Raw genomic sequence first — 26,760 nt, 5'->3', positions numbered from 1 at the left:
TCGGCAGGGCCTCTGGACGGCTCGCTCAGAAGTCGGACAGGAGGCCGTCCCGCCGGCCGCCGGCCGGACCGGCGTCGGACGGAGCGACGGGAAGGCGCTCGTCGGTCGTTTCCTCGTACACCGGGCTGAGCGGCCGGGGCTGGAAGAAGGAGCGGCCGCCCCGGATCCGTGCGACGGTCACCGGGACCAGCCCGAGGGCCAGCAGGCCGAGCCCGATGGCCAGTTCCGTGCCGGTCAGCGTGGGGATCGAGGCGGCGAAGACCCAGATGTTGAAGGCGGTGCCCGCGAGCGGCCACAGGCACAGGAAGACCAGGTTGCCGACGGAGGCGAGCAGAACGCCGCGGTAGGCCACGCTGACGGCGATTCCGGCCAGGGCGTAGTAGAACGCGATCAGCAGACCGATCCCCTTCAGGGCGTGCTCCAGGACGACCACCCCGGAGCCGAGGAGCGCCACTAGCAGCAGGGCCGCCACCGTGACCGCGACGACCGCCACCGTGGAGGCGACGGGGGTCTGGCGCCGAGGGTGGATCCGGCCGAAGAAGGAGGGGATCGTCCGGTCCCGGCCCATCGCGAACAGGGTGCGGGTCGCCTGGAGGAGCGTGGTCTCGAGCGTGGCGACCATGGAGAGCGGCACGGCGAGGACGAGCAGTGTGCCGCCCGTTCCGGGCCAGGCCGCTTCACCGAGCTGGAGGAGGAAGGTGCCGTCCGTCGAGGTGACGGCGTCCGGGCCGAGCAGCACGTTCGCGGCGACGGTCAGGGTCAGCAGTGTGGAGGCGAAGACCAGGAGGCCGATCAGTCCGCCCAGTCCGGAGCCGCCGCGGCCGCCGCGCGTCTCCTCGCTGAGGTTGGCCGTCACGTCCCAGCCCCAGTACAGGGCGCTGGCGATCAGCGCTCCGGCGGTGAAGGTGTGGGTCGCGTCGAAGTGGCCGAGGCCGAACCACGAGAACGAGAAGGCGGAGGTGGCGTCCTCCCGCGTCAGGGCGGCGACCGCAACGGTCAGCAGCAGGGCCAGCTGGATCCCGACCGCGACGGTCCGCACCCGGGAGGCGATCTTGGCCCCGGATGCCACGAGGGCTGCGATCAGCAGGAACCAGCCGAGCCCGACCACGGTCGCCAGGGCGTCGTTCCCGGCCAGGTCCTCGTCGAAGAGCGAGAGGGTGGCGCTGCCCGCCGGGGTCGTCGACGCGAAGATGAACAGGATGGTCGCGACGACCACCGCCCACCCGCTGAGGAACCCGAGGAAGGGGTGCAGGGTCCTGGACACCCAGGAGTAGGTGGCGCCGGAACTGACGTCGAGCCTCCCCAGGTGCCGCAGGGCGAGGGCTATGCCCACGATCGGGAACGCGCAGAACAGCAGGACGGCCGGCGAGGCGAAGCCGGCCGCGGCGACGAGCGCGGGAACCAACGCGACGACCGTGTAGGCCGGCCCGCAGCCCGCCACCGCCATGACCACCGAGTCGAACGTACTCAGGGATTCGGTCTGTAGCCCGCCCCCGCGGTCGCTCCGCCTGCTGTTCATCCCTGCGCCTCTCCTCGGCTGTGCCGGTCAACGGTGGTGCCGGACTGCGGTCGTGCCGGACAACGGTCGTGCCGGACACCGGTCGTGCTGTCGGGCCGGGCTTCCCCTCCCGCGCGGGGGCTAGATCAGCGGGGGCACGACGGGCTGCGACTGGGTGGCGCAGTGGATTCCGCCGCCACCGGAGGCGATGTTGTCGATGTTGAGCTGGACGATGTTCCGGCTGGGATAGGCGGACTGCAGGATGGTGTAGGCCAGGCCGTCGGCATAGCCGTCACCGAACTGCGGGGCGATGACGGCGCCGTTCACCGTGTAGTAGTTGGTGTAGCTCGACAGGAAGTCGTTGCCCTGCCCGCGGATGGCGCTGCGGTCCGGGCCGGGGAGTTCGGTGACGGCCAGCGCGCGCCCCTGGGCGTCGGTGGCGCCGCGCAGGATCCGCGCGGTCTCCTCGTAGACGGCGATCCACTTGCTGTCGGCGCCGCGGCCGGGCTTGTCCAGGATGACCTTGCCGGGCGCCGTGAAGCGGGCGAGGCAGTCGATGTGGCAGTCGGTGATGTCCTGGCCGGCCAGGCCGGGGACCCAGATCACCTTGTCGATGCCGAGCGCCGCCTTCATCGCCTGCTCGACCTGGTCCTGCGACTTGCCCGGATTGCGGTTGCTGTTGACCAGCGAGCTCACCGTGGCCAGCAGGGTGCCCTGGCCGTCGGTCTCCAGCGAGCCGCCCTCGCCGACGAACGACGCCTGGATCCGGTTGACGCCGTACTGACCGAGGAGCGTCTCGGCGGCCACGGCGTCATGGGCGAAGGGCTGGGCGTACGGTGCGGCGGTCTTCCCCCAGCCGTTGAAGTTGGTGTCCACCCCGGCGATCGCGCCGGGGCCCACGACGAAGGTGGGGCCGAAGTCCCTGATCCACAGGTCGTCGTTGGCTATCTCGATGACGTCGATGCCGTAGTAGGCGCCGCTCCCGCACAGGTACCGGGCGTCCGCGGCCTGACCGGGGCGGGCGAGCAGCACGACCGGCTCGTAGCGCGAGATCGCGTACGCCACCTTGGCGATGTCCCTGCGCACCGCGCCGAGGCTGTTGCCCCACACAGAGGAAAGCGCCGGCCAGGCCATGAAGGTACGGACGTGCCGGTCCTCCTCCGCGGGCATCCGCAGCGCGGTGGCGCCGCCGGCGGCCGTGGCCGCCCGGGCGACCGACGGCAGGGCGGAACCGAAGGCCGCGAGCGGCAGGGCCGCCGCGCCGAACTGGAGCAGCTTGCGTCGGGACGTGGCTGGGGTGTCGTTCATGGGACTCCCTGGTGAACAAGAGACAGGTGATGCGTCCCACATCCTGGTCTGAACTGAAAATTCAGTCAATGAAATGAACGCCTAAACTGACTGAACTTTCAGTCAATGTCGATCCCGGACGTCACCGGGCGGGCCGCACCCCGGCGGGCCCGGGTCTCGGGTGCGAGACCCGGGCCCGCCGTTGCTCAGCGGTTGGGCTCCTGCATCGTGACGCAGTGGGCGCCACCGCCCCCGTTGCCGTAGAGGTTGTCGAGGTTGAGCTGCACGACGGGCCTCCCGTAGGCGGCCGCGATGGCCGTCTTGGCCGCCGCGTCCTTGGCGGTGTCGCCGAACTGGGTGGTGATCACCGCTTGGTTGGTCACCGTCCAGTTCATGTAGGAGCTGAGGAATGCCGCCTGCTTGCCCCGTGAGATCCGCGGCAGGACGTCGGGGCCTTCGATGGTGAGGACTTGGAGTCGGCGCCCCCGGGCGTCGGTCGCGTTCGCCAGCACGTCTCGGATGGCGTTTGCGTTGGCGGTCCAGACGGCCGGCCGCACCGCGCCGGCCAACTGCACCATCACCACGCCGGGCTTGATGTAGCGGGCGGTGCCGTCGATGTGGCCGTCGGTGACGTCCTCCCCGGTGACGCCGGGCAGCCAGATCATCTTCGAGGCGCCGAACCGCGAGAGCAGCTCCGCCTCGATCTGGCTCCGCGTCTTGCCGGGGTTGCGATTGGAGTTCACCCAACAGCTCTCCGTCGCCATCAGCGTGCCGTCGCCGTCGTACTCCACGCCGCCCCCTTCGCCGACCACGGCCGCCCTGGCGAACGCAACGCCGTTGTAGGCGGCGAGGTTCTGCGCGACCGCGCGGTCCTTGTTGTAGGCGGAGGCGGGGATCCCGTAGAAGCTCGTGGCGTTCTCGCCCCAGGCGTTGAAGTTCAGGCCGATGGCGTCCAGGCCGCCGGCGCCGTCGACGCGGAACAGCGGGCCGGTGTCCCGCATCCAGCAGTCCGAGACGGGAACCGAGCTGATCACCGTGACGGTGGACCCGCACATGCTCCTGGCCTGTGATGCGGCCGAGGAGCCGTCCGCACACATGATGACCTGCTCGTACTTGGCGACTTCCTTGGCGAGCTTGGCGATGTCGGACTGGATTCTGGACAGCGTGCCGCCCCAGATCGTGGAGCTCGAGGGCCAGGCCATCCAGGTCCGCTTGTGCGGGGTCTCTTCCCCGGGCACGCGCCAGGAGGCGGCCATGGCGGGCTGGATGCCGCCGAGGGCCGGCCCCACCGCCAGCGCGGCCGCGGCCGCTCCGGTGCGGGTCAGGAGGGTCCTGCGGCTGATGGCGGTCTTGCGGCCGTTGTTCTCTGAGTTCACGTGGTGCTCCTACTCATGCTCGTGGAGATCCTTTACGCGCAGGCGCGGGGTGTTCAGTGGAGCGGTGCCAGCAGCCCCTCCTCTCGGACCATCCGGCGTTCGGCGTCCAGGTCGAGGCTTCGGGCGAAGAGCCGGTAGAGGATGCCGGAAACCGGCAGGCCGACGAAGATCGAGTAGTCGACGCCGCCGAGGCTCTCCGCCACGGGCCCGACGTACAGGCCGGTGATGACCATGAACGGGGCCATGCAGGCCAGGCCGATGCCGTAGGAGAGATTTCCTCGCCATCCCCACCGGCCGTATATGCCGCGTGGGTTGAAGATCTCCTTGACGACGTACTGGCCGCGCCGGACGAAGAAGAAGTCGACCAGGTTGATGGCCGTCCACGGGATGAAGAGGTACGTCAGCACCACCACCACGTTGGCGAAGAACCAGTTGAACTGATCGATGCCGACGAGGATGGAGACCGTCCCGACGGCCACCATCATGATCCCGATCGTCGCGACCCGGATGGCGCGCGTCGGCTTGACCGGCCGGAACGAGTCCATGATCGAGATCATGGTGAGGCTGCCGCCGTACTGGTTGATCGCCATGATGGAGAGCAGCCCGACCAGCAGGACGACGACGGCGACCGTGCCGAACCCGCTGAACAACCGGTCGGCCGCCAGCTTCAGGGCGGTCACGGGGTCGGCTCCCTTGGGGGCACCGGCCGAGACCACGGCGCCGAGGACGAACACCCAGATCCCGGAGATCGCACTGGGCAGGTAGGTCCACCAGAAGGTGCTGCGCACGGGGACGTCGGGCCTCAGGTAGCGCGAGTAGTCCGAGACGTACGGCGCCCAGCCGAGCTGGAAGCCCGCGACGAAGACGAACACGAGCATGAACGGGGCGAGGTCGAACGGGCCGGCGTCCCAGACGCCGTCCGGCAGCCCTCCGCCGAACAGGGCCGCCCCGGTGATCGCCGCGGTGATCACGACGAAGGGCCAGGTGAGCCATTTGTTCAGGCGGTGGATCCATTCGTATCCGAACAGGGCGATCACGGCCGCCACCACGGCGGCCATCGCATAGCCGAGCCCGTTGGGAATCCCGGTGAGCATGTTCAGGGCCTGGCCGGACAGCAGGGCGTCGGAGGTGTTGAAGGCAACGTAGTTGATCAAGGCGAACACCCACACGGTGAACGCGGCACCCAGGTACCCGAACTGGGGCCGGGACTGGACCAGTTGGGGAAGACCCAGTTGAGGGCCCTGAGCCGAGTGGAATGCCATGAAGAACGTGCCGAAGAGCGAGCCGAGGACGGTGGCGATCACCGTCCAGACGAGCGAGGCCCCCATGGAGAGCGTCACGACGCCGGTCGCCAGGCCGGTGAGGTTGAGGCTGCCGACGAACCAGATGGCCCCGACGCTCGAGGGTTTGCCGTGCCGTTCGGATAGGGGCACCCAGTCGATCGAGTGCTGTTCGATGCCCGCAGGGGATGCGGAGTCGTGCGTGGGTGAACCAACTGGGGCCATGTGGGCTCCTGTACGCGGGGGCTTGCATGAATCCGTCGGCGGCCCTGACGTTCCAGGGGCGATCGGGTGCGCTCACAGTAGGGACTGACGGAAATTTCAGTCAATGGCTGAGACGGGCTGACTCTGACGGGCACTTCGAGGGGGAGTCGTCCTGCGGGGTGCCGGGGAGATCTCGGCGTGGACAGCCGGTACGAGGGCGGGGTGGAGCGGGCGCCGGCGCCCGGGCGGGCCCGCGGCGCGGCGTCATTTATGCTTCAAGGCGACCGCGGGGTGGTGGCTCGTCGCTGTCCGCGGCACCCAGGGGGCGGTTGGTCCGGCCCGCCGGGGAGGGATTCCCGCCTTCGGGGGGCTTCGGTCCGGGCAGGGACCGCATGACGCTGATCATGAAGATCACGACGATCATGGGGAATCGAGCGACCGCCGACACGTGTCTCAGTGGGGTGGGGCGCCCGGCCCACGCGCCCGCGAACAGAAGACCCCCAGGGAGAAGTGAGGAATGCCAGTGATCTGCGTCGGAGGCATGATCGGAATCGGCAAGACGAGCGTGGCCGAGCTGCTCGCCAAGGAGCTGGGCAGCGAAGTCTTCTACGAGAGCGTGGAAGACAATCCGATCCTCCCGCTCTTCTACACGGCGAGCCCCGAGGAGATCGAGGCGAAGCGCTACCCCTTCCTCCTCCAGCTGTACTTCCTGCAGACGCGCTTCGCCGCGATCAAGGAGGCGTACAAGCAGGGCGACAACGTCCTGGACCGGTCGATCTACGAGGACTGGTACTTCGCCAAGGTCAATCACGACCTGGGCCGGATCAGCTCCCTCGAGATGCAGGTCTACGAGGGACTGCTGGGCGAGATGATGCGCGAGATCGACGGCCTGCCGTACCGCAAGGCGCCCGATCTCATGGTCTACCTCAAGGCGGACTTCGAGACGGTGCTGCACCGCATCGGGCTGCGGGGTCGTGATTTCGAGCAGGACGAGAGCCTCGTCGAGTACTACCGGACGCTGTGGGCCGGCTATGACGACTGGGTGAACAAGCACTACTCGGCCAGCGAGGTCCTCGTCATCGACATGAACCACACGGACGTGGTGCACAACCCGGACGACGCGGCCCGCGTGGCGCGCGAGGTCAAGGACGCCCTGGCGGCAGGCCGTCCCAGGGCCTGACGGCGCCAGGCGGCGTCCCCCTCACCCGGCGCGAGCGCCGCACCCTGCTGCGCGCCGAGGGGGATCGCGGCAGTCCGCGATATCGCCGGGTTCGCGACGTGATCTCGCCCCATGGGCTGGACGAGCACGCTGAAGGACACCGCTCGGGCCGGCCTGCGCATCGAGCGGACCAGGCTCGAACCGCTGCTCACCCTGCGCGCGACGGCGGGCCTGGCACTGTCGGGTTCCGTCGCGCTGTGACTGTTCGGCGGTACCGCGGCCGCGAGCGCCGCCTACGGCTCCCTGCTGGGCCTCATCGGCCGCGCCCTGCCCTTCGGACGCGGCTACCGGGTCCCGCTGGGCGCCGTCCTGATCCTGCGCCCGGGCTTCTCCCGCACCTACGGCCGCGCCGCGGCCCGCCTCGGCGGCACCGTCTTCGGCCTGATCATCGCCGGCACCATCGTGCAGCTCGCCCACCCCGGACCCCTCGCGTCCGGGACCCTCTCCGTGATCTTCGGCGGCCTGATCCTGCTGTTTGGGAGACGCCCCGACTGCGCACCCGGCTCGCCGACTGGATCAAGACGGACCTCGTCTACGCCGCCACCGTCGTGCGCCACTACGCCGAGCCCACCCTGCAGAGCGCCCGCGACAGCCGCGAAGCCGTCCTGCCCGCCCGTGCCTCCGTCCTCGCCTGGCGCAACGCCGTGGCCCTGGCCGAGAAGGAACCCGTACGCCAACGCGGCCTCTCCCGCACCACGGAGGCCGGATCCGAACAGGCCCTCGCCGGGTTCGCCCACGTCACCATGCCCCCGGCAGCCCCCTCCTGCCCTCGGCGGCCACCCTGGCCACCGCATTGCAGCAGTCGGCCGAGGACGCGGACCGTGCGGTACGGGACCACCGCGTCCCCACCTGGGAACCCGTCCGCACCGCACTCGGCACCTGGCACGACGAAGACCCCGGCGGCGTGCACCACACCGAGCACAGACGCCGGCCTGATCCGAAAGACACCCCTGCCCGCCGCACCGATTCGGACGGTCGTACGCACCAACAGGCGTCCCCTCGAACGCGTTCGGGCGTTGCCGTTCCGGGGGTGGGGGAACATCCCCGTGCGGGGGAGAGGAAACGATCGGCCCCGCCGTGCGGGGCCCTACCGTAAACGGGATGAAGCGACTGTTCGCGGCCTTATCGGCGGCTGCCGCCCTGCTCCTGACCGCCCCGCCCCCAGCGGCAGCCGTCGCCGCCGCGCCGTGCGTCAAGGGCGAGTCCGAGTCGCGGTCGTACAGCTCGGTGGACGACGGCGAGATCAGATGGACGGCGACCACGGCCTACGCCGACGCGTACAAGCATGCGCTCAAGGCCTGGCAGTACGCGGGCCACAAGATCGAGCTGGCCCCGGACTCGGCGAGCACCGTCAACGACTTGGAGTTCGTGGACTACAACGACCCCAAGGACACCGCCGCCGCGAAATGGACCTACCGGGGAGGCCCCGGGCAGACCGACTACATCCGCTTCAACACGGCGGCGATGAAGAACGCCGACCGGACCAAGCGCCGCCAGATCGCAGCGCACGAGCTGGGCCACGCCCTGGGCCTGTGCCACAAGTCCGACGCGGGCGGGCCGGGCTACGTGCGGTCCCTGATGTGGCCGGGCGCCCACGCGTACTTCGACCTCCCGCAGGACGTCGACAGGGCCAACTACTCGAAACTGTGGGGCTGACCATGGCCAAGACCGAAACGAAGACCGGGACCGAGACCGCGGCCGAGACCAAGACCCAGGCCGGGACCGAGACCAAGAGCAGGGCCGCGAGCATGAAGACGTGGGCGATGGGCGGGACCGTGGCCGCCCTGCTCCTCGGAACCGGCGGTTGGTACGTCTGGGCGAACAGCGGGGAGGTGTACACGGAGAGCTTGTGCGGGGCGCTCGCCGAGGGCACGGATTCAGAGGTGGCGAGCTACGCCCAGGGCATCGCCGTGGTCGAGGCCACCGGCGAGGCCGCGCACGACCCGAAGGCCGTCGGCGCCGAGAATCCCCAGCTGGTCACGACGCCGGTACGGATCGTGGAGGCGATGAAGGGGAAGTTCGCCCCGGCCATCGGCGTCTCGCAGCGGGTGGAACCCGGCGGTGCGCCCGGCTCGTTCACGACGGGCACCTCGAGCCGAGAGGTGATCATGGAGCCGGGGCAGCCGTACGTGGTCGCGATCGGCCCCGGAGACCTGGAGGCACATCCGGGGACGACGACGTTCGCCACGCTGATCCAGCCCGCACGCCGTGGTGCGGCCGGGGAGGCCGACTACTGGCGGGACGTGATCGAGAAGGCGCCCCCGAAGCCGCTGTGCGACGACACCGTCACCGAATAGGGCGGGGACAGGAGGGCAGGGGGCGCTTCCCCTCTTACGGCCTGGTGCTACTTCAGGTGCCGGTCGAAGAACCGGCTGCCGTCCTCCACCTCGAACCACGGGGTACCGGTGTGCCCGCCCGGATTGGCGTGCAGCGTCTTCTCCTTGCTGCCGAAGGCGTCGAACAAGTCCAGGGCCCGCTGCCGGGGGTTCCCCTCGTCGTCCCACTGCAGCAGCAAGAGCAGCGGAACGGTGACCTGCCGGGCCTCCTCGTGCTGGGCGCGGGGCACGAAACCCCCGGCGAAGAAGCCGGCGGCGGAGATGCGCGGCTCGACCGCCGTCAGGCGGATGCCCAGGGCCATCCAACCCGAGTACCCGACCGGGCCGCCGATTCCGGGCAGCGCAAGGAGGGCGTCCAGGGTGGTCCGCCATTCCGGGACCGCCTTCTCGACCAGCGAGCCGACCAGGGACTCGAAGATCTCCTCGACCGGCTCGCCGGCCTGCATCGCCCGGCGGAGTTCGCCGCGCGCCTGCTCGTCGGCGGCGGAACGGGGCCGGCCACCGCACCCGGCGGCGTCGATGGTGGCCACCGCGTAGCCGGCCGCCGCGGAGTGCCGGGCCCGGGCCACCAGCCGGGATTGGTTCCTGGGCAGGCCGTTGTTGTGGGCCATCAGGATCAGCGGGAGAGGTACGGCGGATTCGGGCGTCCACAGGGTGCCGGGGATCTCGCCGAGTGTGAACTCGCGCTCGATCACGCCGTCGTCGAGACGCTGCGCAGAAGTGAATTCCATGGTCGTGCCTTTCGGGAGTGCTCGGAGAGGCGCTCCCGGACGACCTAGCGTCCGACCGTGACCCCGGAGGGGAGCACCCATGTCGATACAGCGTTCACGGGTACCACCTCCTCGTTCTCTTGCACGGCCTCCGGGAAAGTATCAGCGGTCGCCGCGGCCCGCCAAACGAGTTCTCGAGCCGCCCGCCCTTCGGCGGACGCCTCCGTGACCAGAGCAGGACGTGAGCCGTCTCCACGCCGCTAAGGTGCTGGTTCACGATGCGAGGAGAGCCGGCGTGCACAGGAAACAACGGAAAGAAGAAGCCCTCGCCTTGCTGCGTGCCGAGCTCGCCGTGGGCCGTTCGGCCACGACCGAGCTGACCACTCGAGCCGCATGGCTGGCCTGGGTGCGCTTCGCGCAGCACCGCTTCGGCGCGGAGCCGTCCCCCGAGTCCGACGGCCTGCTCGTCCAGTACGGTACGTACGCCTTCACCGGGCGACCGATGTTCACGCTGGACCTCACCCGGCAGTTCGGCGTCAACGACGACGACGGCGAGCACGACCACTACGTGCAGGTCCACTGCGAACTGCGCTACGAGCCCGAACCCGCCCTGGATGCCGCGGGAAGCTTCGACTCCTGGTACTTCCACGACACCGACGCGGACCTCGACCAGTGGTTCGCCGCCATGGAGAAGCGTCTCGGACTGCTCCGCGATCGCGGGCCCTCCGAGATCGAGCTGTACGAGGAGCCCGTATAGGCGGGCAAGGCGGCTCCCTCCGGAGTTGTCCACTGCCTCGGCGGCGTTGTCAGTGGCCCCGCCTAACGTCCCGTTCATGACGCGAACCGCACACACTTTCGCCTACGCGCGCCCCTCCTCGCTGACCTCCGCCGGGGAGGGCCGGACCCTCGGCCTGGAGACCGCGGGCGGTCTGACCCCGGCCGGGGCCGAGGCCCACCCGCAGTTCTTCGCCGGGTTCCTGAGTGCCCCTCAGGCGGCCGCCCGCGCGCTGCTCGCCGTCGCGGACGTGGCCGCGGCCCGCTACTTCCGCCGCACCCTGCGCGCCTCGCTCGACCCGGTGGTCACCGGCAACGGCGACCGGTTGCGCTTCGAATCCTTCTCCGGCTGCTGTGGTGTGTACGCCCGGCTCGACGTGCTGCCCGAGGGGCTGCGCGGCGCCGACACCGGCCACGGCACCACCAACGTCGACGTCAACAACCCGCTGCGCGAGGCGCTGTCCCGGCTCACCGGAGACGACCCGCTGCACCTGCGGGTCGGCCCCGACGAGATGGCCGTCACCACCCTGGACGGCGCGGTCGTCGAGAAGAAGGTGCCGCTGCCCGACCGCTGGCTGCGCGGCTTCGCCGAGTCCCAGGCCATCACCACCGGGTTCGACCTGCGCGCCGAACTGGGACCCGTCGAGACCGCCCGATTCCTGCGCTCCCTCCCGCGCACCGCGGGGGGAGGCGGAGCCGCGGGCGGCCCGCTCTGGGTGGTCCCCGCGGGCCGCACCCTGCGCCCCACCACCCGGCCCGTCCCCGGCGCGGTCTGCCTGCCCGGCCCCGAGCGCCTCGCCGCCCTCCAGCGGGTACTGCGACAGGCCACCGGCCTGCGCGTCCACGGTCCTGCGGCGGACGGAGCCAACCCCACCGCCTCCGCCTGGGAGATCGGCCTGCCGGGCATGCGGCTCACCCTCACCCTCTCCCCGGAGCCGGACCGCGGATTCTCCGGCGAAGGCGCCGTCCTGGAGGCCCTCGCGACCGACGAGGCGGCCGAGGACGCCGAGCTGATCTCCGTCCTGCTCGCCTGGGAACCGCGCATCGACCCGGCCGACCTCGCCGACCAGTCGGGCCTCCCGGTCGCACGGGTCAGGGCCGCACTCACCCGCCTCGGCACCGCCGGACGGGTCGGCTACGACATCGCCGAAGCCGCCTACTTCCACCGGGAGCTGCCCTACGACGCCCGGCGCGCCGAACGCCACAACCCGCGCCTCGTCGCCGCCCGGGCCCTGCTCACGGCCGGCGCGGTCACCCTGGACCGCCGCGGCACCTCCGTCGTGGCCTCCGGCGAACGCCGCTACCAAGTACGCGAGTCCGGAGGCGCTCTCAGCTGCACCTGCCAGTGGTGGGCCGACCACCGGGGCCGCCGAGGCCCTTGTAAGCATGCCCTCGCCACCCGGATGGCTTTGCGGGCATCCGCCACCACCGCCACTGCCGCCCATGCCGCCGACACCGCTTCCACCGGAGCCGCACGATGAACCTCACCTCCGCCCCCGAGCAGGTTTCCACCGAAGGCGCCCTCGCGGCGGTACGCAGGGGACGTACCGCCGAACTGCCCGGGCGGCTCAAGCTGTTGGACCGCACGCAGCGCCGGGAACTGCTCGTCGGTCTGAAGGAGTTGCGCGCCGAACTGCGGGCCCAGGGCTGGGACGGCTGGCAGCAAAGGGATCTGATGAGTCCGGCTCTGGTGGTCGCCGGAGCCGGCTGCCACACCGGCGCGGCAGCAGCCGCCGCATGGATCGGCGCCCGGGACATGCGCCGCTGGCAGCAGGTGCCCGTCGGCGTCCTGCTCGACGTCCTGGCCGACCGGGACGCGGGGTGGCTCGGCGACCTCGCCCACCGGCTGGCCGCCCGGGCCTCCACCGTCGAACAGGACTACCCGCTGATCAGCGAACTCGTCCGGATCGCAGGCTGCCCGATGCCCACCACCGACGGCTGCGTCGAAGGCTGGGCCGCGACCGTGGGCACCTCCCGCACCCCGCTCGCCCTCGCCCTGCGCCGCGACCCCCACGTCGGCGCCCTCGTGCCGTGCCTCTTCGAGACCGCCGAGCCGGTCCGGTTCCTCGGCTGGCGCTGCGACCCGGACGACCCCCACCACTGGCCGGCAGCCCTGGCCGGCCTGGCGGCGGACGGCATCGTGGACCGTGCCGTCCTCCTCGACGGATGTACGGCCCGCCTGCTGCGCGGAGGCAAGTACAACCAGTTGAAGCCCTACCAGGCCATCTGGCAGGCGCTCCGGCCGACCGAGGAAGAAGAGCGCGAGCGCACCGCCGACTGGATCGCGCTGACCGCCGACGCCCCGTCCCCGGTGGCCGGGTACGCCCAGCAGATACTCGCGCGGCTCGCCGCGGCGGGCCACCTCACCCCCGGACTGCTGGCCGAGATGTCGGCAGCCGTCCTCTTCCGCCCCGAGAAGAAGCTCGTCCGCGCCCAGCTGGTGCTGATCGGCAAGGAGCTGCGCCGTGACCCGACGGCCGCCCCCGAGCTGCTTCCGGTGCTCGGCGAAGCCTTCGGCCACCCCGACACCGACATCCAGGAGCGGGCGCTCAAACTGACCGCCCTCCACCTCACCGACGACCCCGCCCTGCGAGCCGAACTCGCCGAGCAGGCCCGGTCGCTGAGCCCGGCGCACCGGGCCCGTGCCGTGGAACTCCTCGGGCAGGAGGCGGCCGCCCCCGTCGAGGAGACCGCTCCCTACCGGGAGATCCTTCCGCCGCCCCCGGCCGAGGTCCCGCTCGCCCCGGCCCCCGGGACGGTCGCGGAGACCGTGGAACTCGTCGCGGCCGTCATCAACTCCCGTACCGTGACCGTCGAGGAGTTCGAGCGGGCCCTGGACGGCCTGGTCCGACACGCGCACCGGGACCGCTCTGCCCTCGCCGAAGCGCTGCGCCCGGCGCTCGCCGACCAGTGGTGGCTCGACCCCGCCCGGTCCCGCCGGTACGGCGGCGAGCTGGCCGGACTCGCGCACGTCGCCGCCGCCGTCCTGGACGCGCATCAGACCGGGGAGCAGCCGGAGGCGCTCGTGAGCTGGCGCAGCGACTGCCACCACACGGCGTTCGCCGTCGCCCGCCACGCCCGACTGGTCGAGGCGGCCCGGCACATCAGGACCCGGCCGCTGCCCTTCCTGCTCGCCACGCCCACCGGGCAGACCGGCACCCTGGATCCCCGGGTGCTCGTCGAGCGCCTCGCTGCCTACCGGGGCCTCGGCGAGCAGCCCGCCCCGGTGGACCTCGCGCAGGCCCTGCTGCGCGTACGCCGTGACCCCGCCGCCCTTCCTGCCGCAGCAGCTCTCGGCACACCGGAGGGAGACAGGCTGGCGGCCTGGCTCGGAGAGGCAGGCGAGCCCGCGGCCCTCACCCGCCGCACCGCGTCGGCCGTGCCGTACGCGTATGGCGAAACCCCCGCGCACCTCGTGCTCGACACGGCGGAACGGACGACGCTGCTGCGGGAGTTCCCGGCCGCGTTCCACGAACTGGCGCAGGCCCGCAAGGCCACCGACCGCTGCTGGGACGGTGGAGAGGACGCCGACGCCCTGCTGATCGCGGCCTGGCCCGAGGACCGGGAGACCCTGGCCGCCTGGTGGCTCCCCGAGGTCACGGCCTGCGCCGTCCACGAAGGGCGCGGTGGCCTGGCCGCGCTCCCGGAGCTCGCCGCGGCCGGCGGACCCGCCGCCGGGCCGGCCCTGCACCTCGCCGTGGCCACCGGCCTCGGCGCCCGCCACCCGGAGGACCGGCTCCGGGCCGTGGACGCGCTGCTCACCCTCGCGGCCCGGGAGGAACTGGACGCAGGCCGCCTGGGCAGTGACCTGGGCGAACTCCTGAACCTGGGCACGGTCAAACCCAACCGGCTCGCCGACTCGCTGCGCACCGCCGCCGCCACCGGAGCCTGCACGACCACCTGGGCCGTCCTGGCCGCCGTACTCCCCGTGCTGCTCACCGGCTCGGCCGACCCGAGGGGCGCCGGGGACCTCCTCTCGACGGCAGCCGACTGCGTGGAGCAGTCGGGAGCGGCATCGCCCGAGCCCGCGGGCCTCGCCGAGACCGCCTCCCGCCCCGGCCGCTCCCGCCTGGTCACCCAGGCCTCCCGCCTCCGCGACGCCCTCCGGCGCAACGCGGAAGGACCGGCTGCGGGACCCCGGTAGCGGGCCTTCCGGCCCCGCCACCGGAGGGCAGGGCCGCACCAGTGGTGCGGCCCTGCCCTCCGTGGACCGTCCGTCAGTACTGGTCGAGCGGAGAGGCGATGTCGGTGACCGGCCGGTTCTTCGGGAAGGCGCCGAGGCCGCGTGCCGCGCCGGTCAACAGGTTGATCCCGTACAGACGCCGGGTGCCTGTCGACGTCGCCTTCGGTGCGCACAGGCTTCCGCATGGATCTCGGCGCCGAAGTCCACTCGGATGCCGCACAATCCCCCGATTTCGAGCACCGGGGCGCCGAATCCTCGGCGGGTCGCATCCGTTCCGGCCCTTCCCGGCGAATACATGGGTCGAGCGATACCGCCGGCCACGCAACTCCTCGATGAAATCCCGGGAGCGTCATGTCCGCCTCACCACGGTTCACCCGATGGCTGATCCCTGCCGTCCTCGTCGTGGCCTGGCTGCTCGTCGGAGGCGGGCTGGGCCCGTACGCGGGGAAGCTCGGCGAGGTGGCCACCAACGACCAGACCGCCTTCCTGCCCCGCAGCGCCGAGTCCACCCGGGTCGTCGAGGCGCAGAAGGCCTTCCGGCAGGACGAGAGCCTGCCGGTGATCGTCGTGTGGACGGCGAAGACACCGGGCGCGCAGCTGGGACCCCGGCAACAGGAGGACGCCACGCGGGCCCTGGCCGACCTGAGCGTCCCGGGCCAGACGACCGGCCCTGCCCCGGCCGCCTCCGCCGCCGTCCTGTCCGCCGACGGCCGGGCCCTGCAAGGCGTCGTCCAGCTCCGACCCGACCTCGGGGAGGAGCTGCCCCGCACCCTGGAGGAGATCGCCGCGGCCGCGGCGAAGGTCCCGGGCACCGTGGCGCAGTTGGCCGGTCCCGCGGCGAGCCAGGCCGACCTCGCCGATGCCTTCGCCGGAATCGACGGACTCCTGCTGGCCGTTGCCCTCGTGGCCGTCCTGCTGATCCTCCTGCTGGTCTACCGCAGCGTGCTGCTCCCCGTGGTGATCATCATCGGGGCCGTGTTCGCCCTGGGCCTCGCCTGCGGAATCGTCTACGTGCTGGCCGACCGCGGCATCGTCCGCGTCGACGGGCAGGTGCAGGGCATCCTCTCGATCCTGGTGATCGGCGCGGCCACCGACTACGCCCTGCTCCTCACGGCACGCTTCCGCGAGGAGCTCCAGGCCCGCGAGGACCGGTTCGCCGCCGTACGGGCCGCCCTGCGCCGGTCCGTCGGGCCCATCACGGCGAGCGCGGGCACCGTCGCCCTCGGCCTGCTCGCCCTGCTGCTGAGCGACCTCACCAACAACCGCGCCCTCGGCCCGGTCGGGGCTATCGGCATCGTGTGCGCGGTGCTGAGCACGCTCACCTTCCTGCCCGCCGTCCTCGTCCTGCTCGGCCGCGCCGCCTACTGGCCCGCCAGGATCGGGCACACCGCCGAGGACGGCGCCGGCCACGGGATCTGGACGAAGGTGGCGGCCGTGGTGGACCGTGCCCCGCGCAAGGTCTGGGCCCTCAGCCTCGCCGCCCTCCTGGCCTGCGCGGCCTTCGCCCCCACGCTCAACGCCAAGGGAGTGCCGCTGGACGAGATCTTCGTGAACGACGCCCCGTCGGTGGCTGCCCAGCAGACCCTGAGCGAGCACTTCCCCGGCGGATCGGGCAACCCGGCCGTCGTGATCGCGGACGCCGACCGGCTCGACCAGGTCGCGCGGGCGGCCGAACGTACCGAAGGCGTCGCCGCGGTCACCCCCTTCTCCGCAGCGGGACCGACGGGCGGCGCACCCCTCGTGGCGGACGGGAAGGTCCGCCTCGACGCCACGCTCGAAGCCCCCTCGGGCAGCCGGGCGGCGCAGCAGACCGTCGTCCGGCTGCGTCAGGCACTCCACGCCGTACCGGACGCGGACGCCATCGTCGGCGGCTCCAGCGCGCAGCAGTACGACACCCAGCGCACCGCCGAGCACGACCGCATGCTCATCATCCCCGTCGTCCTGGTGATCATCCTGATCATCCTCGTAGGGCTGCTGCGCTCGCTGCTGATGCCCCTCCTCCTGGTCGCCACCGTCGCCCTCAGCTTCGTCGCGACCCTGGGCATCTCCGCGATCGTGTTCCAGCAGTTCCTCGGCTTCAGCGGGACCGACTCCTCCGTACCCCTCTACGGCTTCGTCTTCCTCGTGGCCCTCGGGGTCGACTACAACATCTTCCTGATGACCCGCGTCCGCGAGGAATCCCTGCTGTACGGCACCCGCCGGGGCGTACTACGAGGCCTGGTGGCCACCGGCGGCGTGATCACCTCCGCGGGTGTCGTCCTCGCCGCCACGTTCGCCGCGCTCGCCGTCATCCCGCTGGCGTTCATGCTCCAGATCGCCTTCATCGTGGCCTTCGGCGTACTCCTCGACACCCTCGTCGTCCGGTCCCTCCTGGTACCGGCCCTCGTCCGGGACATCGGCCCGGCCGCATGGTGGCCGGGCGCGCTCAGCCGCGCCACGGACGAGGAGGAAGACCACTGACCCCGTCCACCGAAGACGTTCCCCCCGAGCGCTCCGCCCGGACCCGCCCCGACCCGGCCGGAGCGTTGAACCGGGCGCCGGGCGGGCAGGACACCACCATGGACAAGCCCTCCGCCGCCGACCGGACCCTACGGGGGCGGCTCGGCGCGACGCTGTTCAGCCGGGTGGCCGGACCATCGGGCCCCGCCAACCGCGCACGGATCCACACCACACCCGGCCCCCGCTGGTTCGGCCCCGACCGCCCCATCCGCACGGTCCACGGTGACGCCTCGATGTTCATCGGAGGCCTCAGCGCCCTCCTGCTGCAGTCCCTGCACCCCCTCGCCATGAGCGCCGTCGCGGCGCACTCCGGCTTCCGCGGCGACCCCTGGGGCAGGCTCCAGCGCACCAGCACCTTCCTCGCCGTCACCACCTACGGCACGGCGCAGGACGCGCAGCTGGCCGTCGACGGCGTCCGCGCGGTCCACGAGCGGGTCCGGGGCACCACGGCGGAGGGCGAACCGTACTGCGCGGCCGATCCCCACCTGCTGGGCTGGGTGCACGCGGCGGAGGTCGACAGCTTCCTCCGCGCACACGAGCGCTTCGGCGCGCACCCTTGGGACGCAGCCGGATACGACGCCTACGTCGCGGACACCGCGAGGGTGGCAGCAGCCCTCGGCGTGGTGGACCCACCCCGCGACCGGTCCTCGCTCCTGGCCCTCCTGACCGCATACCGGCCGGAGTTGCGGGCCACCCCCGAAGCGCTCGAAGCAGCGCGCTTCCTCCTCCGCCACCCACCCCTGCCCTGGCCGGCCCGGGTTCCGTACGCGCTGCTCGCCGCGAACGCGATCGCCCTGCTGCCCCCGTGGGCGCCGGGCATGCTCGGCCTGCGCCCCGCAACCGCCCCGGTGGACACCTGCGTACGCCTGTCCGGCCGGGCCCTCACACGGTCGATCCGCTGGGCGATGACCCCACCGCCCCGGCCGCCGAGCTGAGCCGTCGCGCGGCCCTGGTGCGCGGGGTGGTGGCCGGGCAGGTACTTTGCTCGGATGAGTCTCCTTGATGATGTGGCCGAACGTGACGGCTGGCGGTGCTGGGTGTGTGACGAGCCGGTCGACCCCGACGAGTCGGTGAACGACCCGCGGGGCCCCAGCGTCGACAGCCGGACCGCCGACCGGAAGGCGAAGGTCGCCGAGCGGCTCGCGCACCGCGGATGCAACACCCGCAAGGGCGCCGTCAAAGTGGTCATCGCCTGGCCCGAGCGCCTGTACGTGGTCGAACCCGCACCGCTGATCGCCGTGGCCGAGAGGCTGGAGCGCAAGGGCGGCCGCGAGATGGTGGGCCGTTGCCCGACCAAGAAGGACGCCCAGGAGGCGGCGGACTGGCTGGTGGACCGGTTCTCCCGGCTGGTACCGGGGATGCCGGTGACCGCCGACATCCAGTCCGGCGGCGGGCAGTTCCTCATCGTCCTGGCCACCGGCCGCCGCTGACCGGAGTCCGACCCCCCCTTCCCACGCCGTAGCCGTGGGAAGGACCTGCGTGCTTTAATAAATGAACATACATTTACTTACGGAGGTGGCGGGTGTGGGGCGTCCCCGAGGGGTCGAGGACGTGGTCATCCTGCGGGCGGCGGCGCAGGTCATGGGCCGGGTGGGTCCGGCCGGTCTCACGTTGGCCGCCGTGGCCGGCGAGGTCGGGTTGGTGCCCGGGACCCTGGTGCAGCGGTTCGGTTCCAAGCGCGGTCTGCTCCTCGCCCTCGCCGACCAGTCCGAGAAGGACGCGACCGAGACGGCCGGGCGCGTGCGCCAGGCGCACGACTCGGCGCTCGGGGCCTTGGCGGCGCTGACGGTGGAGTCGGCGGCCGTGATGGCCACGCCGGAGAGCTTCGCCCATCATCTGGCGTTCCTGTGCATGGATCTCGCCGATCCACAGCTCTACGAGCGTGCACTGGCCATCCACCGCACTCACCGGCACGCGATCGAGGAACTGCTGAGGGAGGCGGCCGGTACGGGCGAGCTCCGCTCCACAACCGATACGGCGGCGCTGGCCCGCACCGTACAGGTGGTCATCGCAGGCGCGGGCCTGACCTGGGCACTCGAACGCGAAGGCACCCTCGAAGAACGGCTCCGGCAGGAGCTGGACGCCGCACTCTCCCCTCACCTTCCGCTCGGAGACGGCCACGACCTGGAGGAATCATGAACACCGACGCACGCCCGCTGGCCGGAAAGGTGGCCCTCGTCGCCGGCGGAACCCGCGGCGGCGGACGGGGCATCGCCGTCGAGCTCGGCGCCGCGGGCGCCACGGTGTACGTCACCGGCCGCAGCAGTACGGGTGGGCGCTCCGACCTGGACCGCCCGGAAACCATCGAGCAGACCGCCGAGAAGGTCACCGCGGCGGGCGGCCTGGGCATTCCCGTACGCACCGACCACAGCCGTCCCGACGAGGTCCGGGCCCTCGTCGGGAGGATCGCCGCCGAACAGGACGGACGGCTCGACGTCCTGGTGAACTCCGTATGGGGCGGAGACCCGCTGACCGACTGGGAACACCCCCTGTGGGAGCAGGACCTGGACACCGGTCTGCGGTTGCTGCGGCAGGCGGTGGAGACCCACGTCATCACCAGCCGGTTCGCGCTCCCGCTCATGGTCGCCCGCAAGAGCGGCCTGGTCGTGGAGGTCACCGACGGCAACACCGCCCGCTACCGCGGCACGTTCTTCTACGACCTGGCGAAGTCCGCGGTCATCCGCCTCGCCGTTGCCCAGGCCGCTGAGCTGCGGCCCCACGGTGTCGCGGCCGTGGCCATCACGCCCGGCTTCCTGCGCTCCGAAGCCCTGCTGGAACACTTCGGCGTCACCGAGGCCAACTGGCGCGACGGCGCTGCCCAGGACCCGAACTTCGTGCACTCCGAGACCCCGGCCTACCTCGGCCGGGCCGTCGCCGCACTGGCCGCCGACCCGGACGTCATGGCCAAGACCGGACGGGCCCTGGCCACCTGGGGCCTGTACGAGGAGTACGGCTTCACCGATGCCGACGGCACCCAGCCGGACTTCGCCGCGCACTGGGCCGAGAACCTCCAAGAGGAGTACGGCCCCCTCGGCGACCCGTTGTGACCCGCTGTGACCTTGACCGCACCCCGCGTGCAGCGACCACCGGCGGGTGCTGGTCAGGGCTGGTGCGAGGGGCCGACGGAAGCGGGTAACGTTGTCATGTTCTTCCAGATGCCGATTTGCGAGTGAGAGCGTGATGGGCCTCTGCTGACGTTCTTCGACGTCGCCGCTTGTCCCTCACCGATGAATCCGCAGATCGCTTCAATCCCTTACCTGGAGAACCCGTGACCGTGAGCAAGAACATCAACAACCCGGTGGGCCAGGGCGGCGGCCAGCGCAAGCGGCAGTCGCGCGCCGAACGGCAGAACAACGGTCCGCACCGCAACCTCGACCGCCAGGGTGCAGCCGACCAGAAGGCGGAGCTGGTGCGCAAGATGCGCGAGAAGGCAGGCGTGGTCGAGGGCGAAGGTCCGGCGGACGCCGCCACCGCGCAGAGCTGACGCACCGCCGCCGCAGGGCGGCACCGCAAGGGGCAGAGCCCGGACCGCGACGCGCGGCCCGGGCCCTGCTGCCGTATCGGGCCGGCTCTGACGTGAGTGTCGTGATGCGGCCCGGCGGAGTTCAGGTGGTGCACATGTTCCGTTCCAATAGCATGTGAAATATCACATGTCATAGGCGCTGGCCGAGAACCCTTGGACGGCGCTCCCTGACAAGGAGAACGAACCGCGATGAACCGCTTAGCCCTGCTCGCGTCCACTGCCCTGGGCCTGGCCCTCTGCACGATCACCCCGGCCGCCGCCGCCCCGCCGGCGGACACCATCGAGACGGTCACCTCCTGCGGGAACTCCGGCCTCCAGGCCGGACTGGCCACACGGGTGTGCGCGGAGATCACCGGTACGACCGTCACGTTCTACGGGAAGGCCGGACTGGCCGGCCCGCCCTCCCCGGGCAGCCCGCAGCCCGCGGTCAGGGAACTGCTCACCACCCTGTCCGTGGAGGCCGTCGGAGCCGCCCCGCCCCGGACGCAGGTCAAGCCGGTCCTGTTCGCCGGTGCCACCCTGCAGGTACGCGCTCCCGCCGTCACCGCACCGTGCGGCTCGACCGTCCGCGGCACCTTCGGTGTGGCCGCTTTCCCCCATGCGGCCAACCCGGTGGTCCATGAGGTCACCCTCGGCTGCTGAGGCCTGCCGCAGGCGCGGCGAGGAAGCCCCGGGTCGCCGACCCGGGGTTTCGGCCGGTCCGCACCGACCGGCTTCCGTGGTGAACGTGCCGGGCGTCAGGCGCCGTTGCTTCCCCCGGAGCCCCGGCGGTGAGATGTTGACGGGCTGGACCGGCCCGCAGTCGCTGCAGGCCGCAGGGAGGGAGCGCAGTGGACACCTCGACGACACACCGGCCACACCACACCGGTGACGGCAGAACCGCCGGAACGGCTCGGAGAGCCGGCGTACACACGGCACGGCGCCGCCGGGCGGCGGTGACCGCCGCGGTGGCCGCCCTGGCGGTACCCCTGACCCTCGGCGCCGCAGGGCAAGCGGGCGCGGCGGCCGACCACCCGATCGTCTACGCCCGCTACACGGCGGCAGCGCCCACGGAGGACCTCTACGCGATCTCTCCGAGTGGCGGCACGTCCGTCAAACTCACCCACACCCCGACCGTCAGCGACGTGATGCCCAGCTGGTCCCCGGACGGCAAGCGGGTGGCCTTCGTCCGTTACGGATCCGGCGGCGCCATCGACGGCATATGGACGATGACGGCCGCGGGCGGCGACCTGAAGGCCGTCCCCGGCACCAAGGGCGCCTCAGATCCGGCGTGGTCCCCGGACGGCAAGCGGATCGCCTACGCCAAGCCGGTCGGCACCCAGCGCGAGATCTACGTGGCGGGCGTGGCCGGCACGTCCGCCACCCGGCTCACCCACACCGCGGCGGACGACCTCCACCCGACGTGGTCCCCGGACGGGAAGCACCTCGCCTTCAACCGCGCCGACGCGAGCGGGCACAGCAGGGTGATGCGGATCCGGCTGTCCACCCTGACCGAGACCGCGGTCACGCCGGCCGGCGCCCGCGACTGGACTCCCGACTGGTCGCGCGGCGGGCTCATCGCCTTCAGCCGGGTGGACTCCTCCGGCTACGCCCGTATCTACCTCATCCGCCCCGACGGCACCGGAGTCCACCGGATCACCGGGTCCCGGTTCAACGACAAGAACCCCTCATGGTCCCCGGACGGCAGCCGTCTGGTCTTCACCCGGGGCGGAGCGGACGACGCGGACCCGGAGAACCTCTACCTGGTGAAGGCGGACGGCACCGCCCTCACCAAGCTGACCAAGACCGCCTCCCATGACCTGGAGGCCGACTGGCGTCCGTAAGGCGTCCGGCCGGTCCGCCCCGTCGCGGGGCGGACCGGCCGGACCGGCTCACTTGGACTGCGTGGAGACGCTCACCCCGCTGAAGCTCTGCGCGGCGGCGAGGCTGAAGTACACCCACCCGGAAGGCGGGTTGTCCACCGTCAGGGTCTCGCCGTTGCCGGCGTTCGTGGACTTCGCCTGGTAGCTGCTCGTGGTGGCCCAGCTGCTGCCGCCGTAGTACAGGTCGGCATTGCCGGTGCCGCCGCTGCTGGTGATGGTCAGCTGCTTGACGCCGGCCGGCAGGTACACGAAGTGGTAGCTGTAGTTGCCGGCGGTGGCCGCGAGGTTGTCCCGGCGGCAGTTCTTGTCGAACTGGCGGGGGTCGCCGATGGTGCACAGCGGGGTGGACGGGGCCTCCGGCAGGGGACCGCAGTCGTTGGTCGCGCAGGCCGTCGTCAGCCAGGTGGCGAAACCGGCGTCGTAGGTGGTGCCGATGGTCTGCTTCAGGAAGGTGCGGGCGCCGTTCCAGTCACCGGTGCGGTACTTGCCCAGCACGGTCTCGACGTCGGCGGGGTGCGCCTGGAGCATGTAGCGGACCGCGAGCCAGCCCCAGCGGTAGACCCGGTTCGAGTTGACCTCGGGGTCCGCGTCCTGACCGTAGACGGTGTCGAACAGGTCGCTGAGCTTGTACGTGCCCTTGCGGGCCTCGGCGATCGCGTCGGCGTTGCGCTCGCCCCGGTAGCCGAACGAGATGTTCTCCGCGATGCCCTCGACCCACCAGATGGTCGGCGTGACGATGCCGGCCTCGAAGTCGCCCGCCATGTTGTAGCGGCCGTCGAGGTAGTGGGTGTACTCGTGGTTGAGGTTCCAGATCTGGAAGTCCGGACGCAGCCAGTGGGCCTCGTGGGCGATGAACCGGGCCTGGTTGCCGGCGGCGGCGGGGTTGCCCTCCTCGTACATGCCGCCGTTGTCCACGTCGATGTTGTAGATGGCCCACGCGTACAGCGAGTAGTTGGTGTAGTCGTCGAAGACGACGACCTCGAGGTTGGTGTTCACGTCACCGGGGATCGCGCCCTTGTCGCCGATGACCCGGTGGAAGTAGGCGTCCTGGTTGACGAGGCTGGTGCAGGTGGCGGCCAGCTGTCCGGGGGACATGTCCTGGGCGCGGATCTTCAGGCCCGGGGTGCACGTGTGCTGGATCGGCAGGATCGCCGGGAGCACGCGCTCGCCCAGGTCGCAGATGCCGTAGGCCGCGCAGTTGCCCCGGTCGTACTGGCGCGTGTACCAGCCCAGGTTCATGGTGATCGGCGCGGTGGGGCCGACGTTCGGGTAACGGTTGATCAGGTCCTTGAGCAGCGGCCGGAGCCGCTCCTTGAGCTCGGGGACGTCCAGGGCGTAGCCGAGGAAGCGACCGACGTTGCTGACGACGTCCAGGCGGTTCAGCTGCGCTTCGTTGCGCGTGATGAAGCCTGCCCAGGTGTTGAGGATGGTGGGGTCCGCCTTGAGGGCGGCCCGCCAGCCGCGGTCGTCGTTCTTGGCCTTGAAGCCGTTCTCGACGACCCACTCGACGTGCTGCATCGCGAGGTTCATCTGGCCGGGCCACGTGCCGTCGTAGCTGCCGAGCATCCACTTGACGACGCCGGCGTAGCGGCCGGCGGCGTGGGTGCTGTCGATCAGGGTGACGACCTCGTTGAGGATCTCGCCGTTGGCGTCCGTGACGTCCTTGCTGCGCGGGGAGGCGAAGAAGGCGTCCAGCGCGCCGCGCGCGGCACCGTCGAGCGCCGTGCCGTAGGGGCCGACGACGTCCCCGTTGTTGTCCTGCACGTAGTACCCGGCCCGCAGGAACAGCACCAACTGCCCGACGGAGGCACTGTTGCCGCCCGAATAGGTCGCCGAGGCATCGCGCAGCGCGTTCGCGACGGTCACCATCTGGGCTTCGTTGAAGGCCTTGCGCGCGTTCTCACCGGTGAGGCTGAACAGCGGGTACGTACAGGTGATCCGGGGGAGTGCCTTGAGCTGCTGGACCAGGGTGCTGCCGGTCGCGTTGATCACGCCGGAGAGGTCGCCGCACTCGTCCCCGGCAGCGGCCGAGGACTGCCGGCCGTCCTTGCCGGACTTGGCCGGCCGTACGGGCTCGACGGTCGGGGCGGGTGCGGTGGCGGACTCCTCGGCACTGTCCTGCGAGGAGATCCGGAAACGCGAGCTCTTGCTCATCGCATCGGGCGACTTGGGGACCGGGATCGACCGCGGCGCCGGGGCCGCGGTTCCCCGTGCGTACGCACCGGCCGGGGGCGTGGCGCCGGCGGAGGCGGCCTGACTGTGGGGCGCGAGCAGGCCGAGCGCAAGGAAGGCGGCTGCGCCCAGCGCGGGAAGTCTGCGCGTAGTGGCCTTCGATATCCGGAAGGGATGCATCTGCGGGGGCCTCCGGGGCCGTTGTGGCCGCGTGCTGGGATACACGGGCGACTGATGTGTGACATGTAAAATTTCACATGTCGCATCGCGCCGGTAGTCCTTTGGCCGGATTACCTCCGGCGGAATGGAATCGTTGCCGACCGACGGCCGCCGCGGGAGGGGTGACGGACCGTCTCTCGGCTCGTCGCCCCTCCCGCTGCCGCGTGACGCGACGGGCCCGCTAGGGCGCCGTCGTGGCCACCTCCGGTGCGAGCGAGTTGCCCGCAGGGATCCGGCCGCAGTCGGACGGGGCCGCCTTGCCCGCGAACCTGTCGTTCAGCCAGCCCAGCGCGGAAGGCGCCCACGGCACGGCGGCGCCGACATGGCTGAGCAGGTCGTACTGCGTGTACTTGAGCGAGGTGTTGCCCTTGTCGCAGTACTGCCGGGCCAGCGCGCGCACGTCTCCCGCGACCATGACCCCGTCACCGCGTCCGATGCCCGGGAGGTTGCTGAAGGTGCCCTCCAGGACGCCCCCGCCGCCCTGCACGATGAACCCGGGGGCGCTCGGGGTGGGGGCCGAGCCGAGGTTGAGCTTGTTCACCGCCTCGACGAAGGCGGGCACCGAGTTCGGGTTCGCGTACTGCGGCTTCACCATCTTCTTCCACGTCAGTCCCGGGTACTGGCCGAGGGCGTTGATGATCGACCCGCGTTCGAGCTCCTTGAACACCTGCGCGCCGTAGCTGTTGAGGTAGGGCGCGAAGTCGATGTCGTAGGAGCGTGCGGCCCCGAGGACGGCCATGGGCGCGACACCGGCCCAGATCGTGCTGCCGCTCACGTACTTGAGGTTGTGCGCGGGGGCGACGAGCAGCCCGCCCTCGGCGTAGCCCACGAGTCTCCGGTCGACGTCCGGCGCGTACCCCGGCGCGAGGGCGGCCGCCCAGTGGGTGGCGATGGCCCCGCCCGAATAGCCGGCCAGGCCGATCCGGGTGGCGGAGTTCAGGCCGGTCTCCGGGGAGCGGCTCGCGGCCCGGATCGAGTCCAGGGTGGTGGTCCCGTACTCCGGTCCGGCCGCGAAGTCGGCGCTCTGTCCCTCGGTGTCCGGGATGATGACGTCGTAGCCCGACAGCAGCAGGGGCACCAGGAGGAGGGACTCGCCGTTCGCGATCAGGCCCCCGAGCGAGACGTCGCCCGCGATGGCCCGGGACGGCGAGTCCGCCGGGTTGAGGGAATCGTAGAACGACTGGTACGACACGGCTCTGCTGCCGTCCCCGGTGAGGCTGCGCACGACCGAGGTCACCCCGGCGGACGGGCGGCCCTGTGCGTCCACGGTGCGGAAGAGCAGCTGGATCGCCTTGACCGGCGTCGGGATGCCGACGACGTGGTACTGCAGCGTCCGGGTCTTGAGCACGGTGCCGGGTGCGTACGAGGACAAGGGCGTGCTGCCGTCGTAGGTGTAGAACGGGTCGTCCGCCGCGGCCGCCGCCGTCGGTGAGGCGGTGGTGGTGGCAGGGCCGGCAGGGGCGGCGGTGGCAGTAGAGGCCGTCACGGCGGTGACGGCCAGTGTGGTGGCCAGTGCGGTTGCCAGCTTCCCCATGGCGATGCGGTGCATGAGTCCCTCGGATTCGCTTGATGGATCACAGGGGGATATGCGTTACCAGTGGTAACCGCGCCGCAAGTT

General features: G+C 71.4%; 23 protein-coding genes. 16 read left to right on the top strand and 7 right to left on the bottom strand.

Going from position 1 to position 26,760, the window contains the following annotated elements; translation table 11 throughout:
* Nucleotides 1-25: 25 nt before the first annotated feature.
* From OG898_RS29340 to OG898_RS29325, 4 genes are all read right to left on the bottom strand, one after another.
* A complete protein-coding gene (locus OG898_RS29340; RefSeq protein WP_266960980.1) occupies nucleotides 26-1,519 on the bottom strand; it encodes an APC family permease in 1,494 nt (497 codons plus the stop codon).
* Nucleotides 1,520-1,639: 120 nt separating this feature from the next.
* Complete coding sequence (locus OG898_RS29335; protein WP_266960978.1) at nucleotides 1,640-2,806, bottom strand: agmatine deiminase family protein; 1,167 nt, start codon at nucleotides 2,804-2,806, stop codon at nucleotides 1,640-1,642.
* Nucleotides 2,807-2,991: 185 nt separating this feature from the next.
* Nucleotides 2,992-4,161: an agmatine/peptidylarginine deiminase gene (locus OG898_RS29330; protein ID WP_266960976.1), complete on the bottom strand. Its 1,170-nt coding sequence runs from the start codon at nucleotides 4,159-4,161 to the stop codon at nucleotides 2,992-2,994.
* A gap of 53 nt (nucleotides 4,162-4,214) precedes the next feature.
* Nucleotides 4,215-5,666 (bottom strand): cytosine permease, encoded by a 1,452-nt coding sequence (locus OG898_RS29325; RefSeq protein WP_266960974.1) that lies wholly within the window; start codon nucleotides 5,664-5,666, stop codon nucleotides 4,215-4,217.
* A gap of 496 nt (nucleotides 5,667-6,162) precedes the next feature.
* Between OG898_RS29325 and OG898_RS29320 the strand changes: the two genes are divergently transcribed.
* The 5 genes from OG898_RS29320 to OG898_RS29305 all read left to right on the top strand — a co-directional run bounded on the left by OG898_RS29320 (nucleotide 6,163) and on the right by OG898_RS29305 (nucleotide 9,161).
* Nucleotides 6,163-6,825 carry a deoxynucleoside kinase gene (locus OG898_RS29320; protein WP_250743386.1) on the top strand — a complete coding sequence of 221 codons (663 nt, stop codon included), beginning with the start codon at nucleotides 6,163-6,165 and terminating at the stop codon, nucleotides 6,823-6,825.
* A gap of 111 nt (nucleotides 6,826-6,936) precedes the next feature.
* On the top strand, nucleotides 6,937-7,065 hold the full coding sequence (locus tag OG898_RS29315) for a hypothetical protein (protein WP_266960972.1): 129 nt from the start codon (nucleotides 6,937-6,939) through the stop codon (nucleotides 7,063-7,065).
* Complete coding sequence (locus tag OG898_RS36420) at nucleotides 7,066-7,800, top strand: FUSC family protein (protein ID WP_353963684.1); 735 nt, start codon at nucleotides 7,066-7,068, stop codon at nucleotides 7,798-7,800.
* A gap of 165 nt (nucleotides 7,801-7,965) precedes the next feature.
* Complete coding sequence (locus OG898_RS29310; protein WP_266960970.1) at nucleotides 7,966-8,520, top strand: matrixin family metalloprotease; 555 nt, start codon at nucleotides 7,966-7,968, stop codon at nucleotides 8,518-8,520.
* Between the two features lie 2 nt (nucleotides 8,521-8,522).
* Nucleotides 8,523-9,161: a hypothetical protein gene (locus OG898_RS29305; protein WP_250743390.1), complete on the top strand. Its 639-nt coding sequence runs from the start codon at nucleotides 8,523-8,525 to the stop codon at nucleotides 9,159-9,161.
* A gap of 47 nt (nucleotides 9,162-9,208) precedes the next feature.
* Here the strand turns inward: OG898_RS29305 and OG898_RS29300 are convergent, their stop codons facing one another.
* Nucleotides 9,209-9,931, bottom strand: coding sequence for a dienelactone hydrolase family protein (locus OG898_RS29300; RefSeq protein WP_266960967.1), 723 nt, complete (start codon nucleotides 9,929-9,931; stop codon nucleotides 9,209-9,211).
* Nucleotides 9,932-10,241: 310 nt separating this feature from the next.
* Here OG898_RS29300 and OG898_RS29295 point away from each other — a divergent pair, with 310 nt between their 5' ends.
* The 11 genes from OG898_RS29295 (at nucleotide 10,242) to OG898_RS29245 (ending at nucleotide 22,712) form a co-directional block, all read left to right on the top strand.
* The gene (locus tag OG898_RS29295) at nucleotides 10,242-10,667 is read left to right on the top strand and encodes a hypothetical protein (protein ID WP_266960965.1); all 426 of its coding nucleotides are present in this window, start codon (nucleotides 10,242-10,244) and stop codon (nucleotides 10,665-10,667) included.
* Between the two features lie 76 nt (nucleotides 10,668-10,743).
* Nucleotides 10,744-12,165, top strand: coding sequence for an SWIM zinc finger family protein (locus tag OG898_RS29290; protein ID WP_266960963.1), 1,422 nt, complete (start codon nucleotides 10,744-10,746; stop codon nucleotides 12,163-12,165).
* Entirely contained in the window at nucleotides 12,162-14,828 is a 2,667-nt protein-coding gene (locus OG898_RS29285; protein ID WP_266960961.1) for a DUF6493 family protein, read from the top strand. Before OG898_RS29290 ends, OG898_RS29285 begins: the two co-directional genes overlap by 4 nt.
* 390 nt (nucleotides 14,829-15,218) lie before the next feature.
* Nucleotides 15,219-17,327, top strand: coding sequence for an MMPL family transporter (locus OG898_RS29280; protein ID WP_266960959.1), 2,109 nt, complete (start codon nucleotides 15,219-15,221; stop codon nucleotides 17,325-17,327).
* A 98-nt stretch (nucleotides 17,328-17,425) separates the two neighbouring features.
* Nucleotides 17,426-18,301, top strand: a complete 876-nt coding sequence (locus OG898_RS29275; protein WP_266960957.1) for an oxygenase MpaB family protein — start codon at nucleotides 17,426-17,428, stop codon at nucleotides 18,299-18,301.
* Nucleotides 18,302-18,355: 54 nt separating this feature from the next.
* Entirely contained in the window at nucleotides 18,356-18,796 is a 441-nt protein-coding gene (locus tag OG898_RS29270) for a hypothetical protein (RefSeq protein WP_250743404.1), read from the top strand.
* 94 nt (nucleotides 18,797-18,890) lie between these two features.
* Complete coding sequence (locus tag OG898_RS29265; RefSeq protein ID WP_250743405.1) at nucleotides 18,891-19,505, top strand: TetR/AcrR family transcriptional regulator; 615 nt, start codon at nucleotides 18,891-18,893, stop codon at nucleotides 19,503-19,505.
* Nucleotides 19,502-20,413 carry an SDR family oxidoreductase gene (locus OG898_RS29260; protein WP_266960954.1) on the top strand — a complete coding sequence of 304 codons (912 nt, stop codon included), beginning with the start codon at nucleotides 19,502-19,504 and terminating at the stop codon, nucleotides 20,411-20,413. The genes OG898_RS29265 and OG898_RS29260 overlap by 4 nt, the downstream gene beginning before the upstream one ends.
* A gap of 221 nt (nucleotides 20,414-20,634) precedes the next feature.
* Nucleotides 20,635-20,850: a DUF6243 family protein gene (locus tag OG898_RS29255; RefSeq protein WP_250743407.1), complete on the top strand. Its 216-nt coding sequence runs from the start codon at nucleotides 20,635-20,637 to the stop codon at nucleotides 20,848-20,850.
* Between the two features lie 228 nt (nucleotides 20,851-21,078).
* Nucleotides 21,079-21,531 carry a hypothetical protein gene (locus tag OG898_RS29250; protein WP_250743408.1) on the top strand — a complete coding sequence of 151 codons (453 nt, stop codon included), beginning with the start codon at nucleotides 21,079-21,081 and terminating at the stop codon, nucleotides 21,529-21,531.
* Nucleotides 21,532-21,824: 293 nt separating this feature from the next.
* Nucleotides 21,825-22,712 (top strand): hypothetical protein, encoded by an 888-nt coding sequence (locus OG898_RS29245; RefSeq protein WP_266960951.1) that lies wholly within the window; start codon nucleotides 21,825-21,827, stop codon nucleotides 22,710-22,712.
* A 48-nt stretch (nucleotides 22,713-22,760) separates the two neighbouring features.
* On the opposite strand, the gene OG898_RS29240 is transcribed toward OG898_RS29245, so the two are convergent.
* Together OG898_RS29240 and OG898_RS29235 are read right to left on the bottom strand one after the other, a co-directional pair.
* On the bottom strand, nucleotides 22,761-24,905 hold the full coding sequence (locus tag OG898_RS29240; protein ID WP_266960949.1) for a M9 family metallopeptidase: 2,145 nt from the start codon (nucleotides 24,903-24,905) through the stop codon (nucleotides 22,761-22,763).
* 418 nt (nucleotides 24,906-25,323) lie between these two features.
* The gene (locus OG898_RS29235) at nucleotides 25,324-26,676 is read right to left on the bottom strand and encodes a lipase family protein (RefSeq protein ID WP_266960947.1); all 1,353 of its coding nucleotides are present in this window, start codon (nucleotides 26,674-26,676) and stop codon (nucleotides 25,324-25,326) included.
* Nucleotides 26,677-26,760: the final 84 nt, after the last annotated feature.

It is taken from the genome of Streptomyces sp. NBC_00193 (assembly GCF_026342735.1).
GTDB classification, from domain to species: Bacteria; Actinomycetota; Actinomycetes; order Streptomycetales; family Streptomycetaceae; genus Streptomyces; species Streptomyces stoeckheimensis.
Note: the sequence above shows the minus strand (reverse complement) of the source record. Positions and strands in the feature narration are given on the sequence as shown.